The 628-nt window shown below is 61.5% G+C and carries 1 protein-coding gene; it reads left to right on the top strand.

The window, feature by feature from the left end:
- Positions 1–628 (top strand): transposase (locus IE266_RS26765; protein ID WP_189683188.1); only part of this gene is annotated, 628 nt, incomplete at both ends.

Genomic DNA, 628 nt, shown 5'->3' with positions numbered 1-628 from the left:
CACATGCTGGAGATAGGCGCCGTGCAGTTCTTTCATGATCCACTGGTTGTCGGGATTGACGGCATTCAGGAGCTGTCGAAGACGCATGAGATCGTCTCGCGTTCGAAGACCGAGCTCTGGCACCGAATTCTGACGCATTACCTGCCGCTCTACTTTCCCGAGGCCGAACGGTTTCATCGAAGCTCGCGAACCGACTGGTTCCTCGCGTTCCTCGAGAAGTATCCAACGCCCGGCATGATCACGGCCATGAGCAAGGAGGTCTTCGTCGCCGACGCCTGGCAGGTGGTCGGCCGCAAGGTGTCCAAAGAGCGCCTGCTCTCAGACATTTACGCCACGGCGGTCGGCTCTGTCGGGCTCCCCGTTCACCCGGATTCCGACGCCGTGCGCATGTTCCGTATGGTGCTCGCCGAAGGGCGCAGCCTGGTTCGCCAGCGCAACGAGATCGAAGCACGGGCGGTCGAGCTGTTGTCCGATCACCCCGATTACCAGCTTCTGACAACCATTCCCGGTATCGGCCCGATCAACGCGCTGACCATTCTCGCCGAGGCTGGCGATCTGCGACGATTCCGCCACCACCGGCAGTTCCTGAAGTTCTGCGGCATGGACCTCGCCACAGTGCAGTCCGGCA

The sequence above is a fragment of the Seohaeicola zhoushanensis genome, assembly GCF_014656415.1.
GTDB classification, from domain to species: domain Bacteria; phylum Pseudomonadota; class Alphaproteobacteria; order Rhodobacterales; family Rhodobacteraceae; genus Seohaeicola_A; species Seohaeicola_A zhoushanensis.
Note: the sequence above shows the minus strand (reverse complement) of the source record. Positions and strands in the feature narration are given on the sequence as shown.